Origin of the sequence: Sulfuricurvum sp. (assembly GCF_049305995.1) — a bacterium.
GTDB lineage: Bacteria > Campylobacterota > Campylobacteria > Campylobacterales > Sulfurimonadaceae > Sulfuricurvum.
In genome coordinates this window covers 1-4,817 of the sequence record NZ_JBAQPS010000275.1, presented here as the reverse complement: position 1 = coordinate 4,817, position 4,817 = coordinate 1, and the positions used below count along the sequence as shown (strand labels likewise).

The following is a 4,817-nucleotide window of genomic DNA, read 5'->3' as shown; positions in this document are numbered from 1 at the left end:
TTTGTTGTGGGCTAATCCCAAATAATCATTTGATGCGGCATCGATCAATGAACTATCACGAATATGACGTTCACGGTAACGCCCTGAGCGTTTTAGCGCATTAAGCTCACTTTTGTAGGGATTATTCATCGCGTGACAGGGAGTTGTGCAATGTATTCACGTATCGCTTTTATACGCTCACTATCAGCTGGATGGGTAGAGAGAAATACAGGCGGTTTTTGTCCCCCTCTAGAAGCTTTTTCCATATTTTCCCAAAACTTGATCGCTTGAGCAGAGGCATATCCCGCTTTGTACATGAGATAAATACCGATTTGATCGGCTTCATGCTCAAACGTACGGCTATAAGGAAGGATCAGCCCCACTTGCGAAGTGATCCCATACGCTTGCGAATAGATATTTTGATACTCAGCAGGAACGTTTAGTGCTGCCGCCAACACTTGGGCACCGATATTACTCGCGCTTTGCATCGACATCCGCTCTGCACCATGACGAGCAAGAGCATGTGCGATCTCATGTCCCATAACGGTAGCTATTTGATCGTCGTTTTCGGTAATTTTTAAAATCCCCGTATAAAAAAAGACTTTCCCTCCAGGTAAACAAAACGCATTTGGCGTGGCGTCATCAATCACGGTAAATTCCCATGCGAAATCACTTCGTCCACTTACTGCCGCGATACGCTGCCCGATCCGTTTTACCCTCTCTTGGAGTTTTTTATCGCTACTCACTTTAGACGTTTCAACGATTTTTTTTGCTTCTGTTGCCCCCAAAGCCATCTCTTGATCAGGGGAGATCATCATAAACTGGCTTCGATTGGTTACTGGAGTTTTTGTACATCCGACTAACCATAAACCCAAAAACACTGTAAAGATAAATTTCATCGTGTTCTCCTATAAAAACGGTTGCAAGACTTCAACCGACAATCCCATCGCCGTACTCTCAAAACCACGCACTTCTCGAATATAAGGTTTGCAAAACCCCTCCACCATACACGCACCCGCTTTACCTCGCCACTCGCCGCTCTCCAAATACGCATCAATATCTTTGGGATCAAAAACATCGAAAAAATAGTGCGTCGATGAGATATCCATAAGCTCCAGTCGTGGAGTTTTATAAATCATACAGGTAATGATAGCAACATCCGAACCGCTTTGCATCTCTAAAATCGCTCGGGCATCCGCTTCATCTTTCGCTTTACGCAAAATCTTACCGTGTGCCGTTACCACCGTATCGGCGACAAGGAGAGGATAATCGGCACATCCGAATTTTTCCAAATTAACACGGTATTTTCCAAGCGTCGCTTGATAGACAAAGTTTTTAGGGGTGGAAGCGATAATAGCATCTTCATCGAAATCAATGGATTCTTGAATAAAAGAGATACCCGCCGCACTTAGAAGTTCGGAACGGGTAATAGAAGAGGAGGCTAAACGGAGCATTAAATCCCTTTGTCATCCCCGCGAAGGCGGGGATCCAGCTAGATTCCCGCCTTCGCGGGAATGACGATATTATTAATACGCGTTTCGGAGTACCACACCGATGAAAATAGCGGTAATACCCAATACGATATTCACAGGAACCATGTATTTCGCAATAAGTCCGAGCATCTCTTTGGCTTTTTCGAGATTCCCCTCTTTGAGTGCTTTTTCCGCTTTGGCTCGACGCCACATCATAGCGGCAAGATTAATCGCCATAATCAGCCAAATCGCCTCTTTGATATGAACCGTGTTATAAATACTCATCGCATAGTCGTCGATCACATTACCCATTGGGTCCATTGCCGCTGCACGAAATCCTAACCCGACCGCCATTAAAACCGCCGTGATTATAAGGAGAATAACAAACGGCGTTACAATCGTAAAAAGACGTTTGAGGGTATGTGCCGCGCGCTCAAGGCGTAGTTTTGGATCACTGATAAGTGCGAGCGACTGATGGGTTGCAAAACGGATCGCGATCATCCCACCGACCCAAACAACCGCACTGATAACGTGCAAAAAAACGATCAATGTACGATGGTGAGCAAATGTTTCGACCAAAAGCTCTTTCATTATGCGAGTTCCTTCGTTACATACGCCAATGCCGCTTCTTTGGCTTCACCCAATTTACTAGCATCTTTTCCACCCGCTTGGGCAAAATCCGGACGTCCGCCGCCGCCGCCGCCGAGAATCGGAGCAATCGCTTTGATCCAATCCCCTGCTTTAACACCCGTATTTTTAGCACCCGCCGCAAGAAGGACTTTGTCATCTTTGACCTGAAAGAGGATCACCGCAACCGAATCGTGCTGATTTTTGAGTTCATCGATCCGCTCTTTGATATCACCCGCACTGAGCTCGGCGACGACGATTGCCGTAGAACCCATCATAGTCACGGAAAGTTCTTCTTTAGCAGATGAGGCCAATGTACTCATTTCAGTTTTTAGCGTTTTAACCTGCTCTTTGAGACGCTCGATACCCGCGAGCACATCGCGATTTTTAACCGACGCTTCCACCTCTTCGAGAAGATGGCGTTGTTGCTTAAAGAGGTTGTACGCCGCATTTCCACACACCGCTTCGATACGTCGAACTCCTGCGCTTACACCGCTCTCTTTTACGATCACAAACGTTCCGATGGTTGCCGTGTTATCGACGTGGATACCACCGCAGAACTCGACCGAAGCCGATCCGAAGTTAACAACTCGAACGGTATCGCCATACTTTTCACCGAACTGTGCTTTTGCACCGCTTTTTTTCGCCTCATCGATGCTCATCTCACGTGTTAAGCCTTCCAATGCATGGAAGATATGATAGTTGACACGCTCTTCGACCAATGCGATCTCTTCGTGGCTCATCGCTTTTGGATGAGAGAAGTCAAAACGGAGGCGATTATGCTCAACGAGTGACCCCGCTTGGGAGATATGTTCACCGAGCAATTCATACAACGCGGCATGTAGTAAGTGGGTTGCCGAGTGGTGTTTCGCGATTTCATTACGTGATGGATCGACAATCGCTTCAACTGTCTCACCAACACTCAATGTCGCTTTGGTTTCAATATGAGAAAGATTCAATCCGTGGAATTTTTTCGTTTCGGTAACGGTCGCTTTATCACCGAGGGTTCCGATATCACCGCTCTGTCCACCGCTCTCAGCATAAAACGGTGTCTCTTCGAGGAGTACCCATCCGCTTTGGTGCGCATGAAGTTGCTCAACCCGCTCGAAACTTTCGCTCAATAACGCTTGGATTTTGACAGGAGCTTTCGTGTAGCCGTATCCAATAAAAGTATTCACGCCAAATGTTTCGAGAAGGGTTTTGAAATCCCCCTCGACATGTGCATCCCCCGAACCTTTCCACGCCGCTTTCGCACGCTTGCGTTGCTCAGACATCAGTGTTTCAAACGTCTCTACATCGAGGGAGAGATGTTTCTCTTTCAGCATATCTTCGGTCAAATCGAGCGGGAAACCGAAGGTGTCGTAAAGTTTAAACGCCACTTCGCCGCTAAACGTCTCTTTGGTATTTTTCAACTCTTCGTTGAAGAGTTCGATTCCCGAAGCGATGGTTTTGAAAAAGCGTTCCTCTTCGAGCATGATTTGCTCTTTTAGAACACTGAGCTTTTCAACGATGTAAGGGTATTGTTTCCCCATCAGTTCGGCTACCGTATCGGCAACCTCAAACATAAACGGTTTGGTAAATCCGAGCAAATATCCGTGACGAACCGCACGACGTAAAATACGACGCAATACATACCCGCGCCCCTCGTTCGAGAAATTTGTCCCCTGAGCGAGGAGAAACGTAGCCGTACGGATATGATCGGCGATAACGCGGTATGATGCACCGCTTGCATAGGTATAGGGTTTACCGATAAGGGCTTCGACTTTGCGAATAATCGGCATAAAGAGGGTTGAATCGTAGTTGCTCAATGCCCCCTCTAATACTGCCGTAGCACGTTCCAATCCCATCCCCGTATCGATAGAGGGTTTCGGAAGAGGTTTCAATTCACCTTTGGTATTACGCTCATACTGCATAAATACGAGGTTCCAGATTTCAAGGAAACGATCCCCATCGCCCCCCATATAATCCTCAGGACCGTTAAAATGTTCTGCCCCTTGATCGACGAAAATCTCCGAACACGGTCCGCACGGTCCGGTATCTCCCATCTGCCAAAAGTTATCTTTATCCCCAAGACGCATAATGCGATCCGCCGAAATATGCTTTTTCCAAATCTCTTCGGCTTCATCATCGCTCTCATGAACGGTAACCCAGAGTTTATCAACAGGGAGTTTCATCACTTCGGTAACAAATTCCCACGCATGGGCAATCGCTTCCTCTTTGAAATAATCACCGAAACTGAAGTTCCCGAGCATCTCGAAAAACGTATGGTGACGCGCCGTATGACCGACATTCTCTAAGTCATTGTGTTTTCCACCCGCACGGATACACGTCTGTGCACTGGTCGCACGCGGATTGGCAGGGATAGGGATATCGCCCGTAAAAATCGATTTAAACGGAACCATCCCCGCATTGGTAAAAAGGAGGGTTGCATCATCGGGGACAAGTGGGGAACTCGGAACCCGTGCGTGTTGTTTTGATTCAAAAAAGGCTAAAAAAGCTTCGCGGACATCCATCATGGTTTACTCACCGTTAGTAAAAATTGCGCGATTATAGCGAAGATGGGTTTAATTAAAGAAGTTAGAAGGAAAAGAGAAGTTTTTTCCGTTCGCCCTGAGCTCACGTGCCCTTTATATACAATGTGTCAGGGCAAAAATCTTGACCATTTGGCCATTCAATGGTTCCATTGGTCGCTTTTACTTGTTTAAAATAATCTTGATTTTGAAGCTCTGTGAATATCCC

Annotated in this window: 4 protein-coding genes; all 4 read right to left on the bottom strand. The window is 46.6% G+C overall.

Annotated elements, in window-relative coordinates:
* Nucleotides 1-125 precede the first annotated feature (125 nt).
* On the bottom strand, nucleotides 126-878 hold the full coding sequence (locus WA010_RS09385; protein ID WP_422556867.1) for a M48 family metallopeptidase: 753 nt from the start codon (nucleotides 876-878) through the stop codon (nucleotides 126-128).
* Nucleotides 879-887: 9 nt separating this feature from the next.
* Entirely contained in the window at nucleotides 888-1,433 is a 546-nt protein-coding gene (gene maf / locus WA010_RS09380; protein WP_422556866.1) for a septum formation inhibitor Maf, read from the bottom strand.
* 72 nt (nucleotides 1,434-1,505) lie between these two features.
* A complete protein-coding gene (locus tag WA010_RS09375) occupies nucleotides 1,506-2,042 on the bottom strand; it encodes a hypothetical protein (RefSeq protein ID WP_422556865.1) in 537 nt (178 codons plus the stop codon).
* Nucleotides 2,042-4,591: an alanine--tRNA ligase gene (gene alaS, locus WA010_RS09370; RefSeq protein WP_422556868.1), complete on the bottom strand. Its 2,550-nt coding sequence runs from the start codon at nucleotides 4,589-4,591 to the stop codon at nucleotides 2,042-2,044. The genes WA010_RS09375 and alaS overlap by 1 nt, the downstream gene beginning before the upstream one ends.
* Nucleotides 4,592-4,817 lie beyond the last annotated feature (226 nt).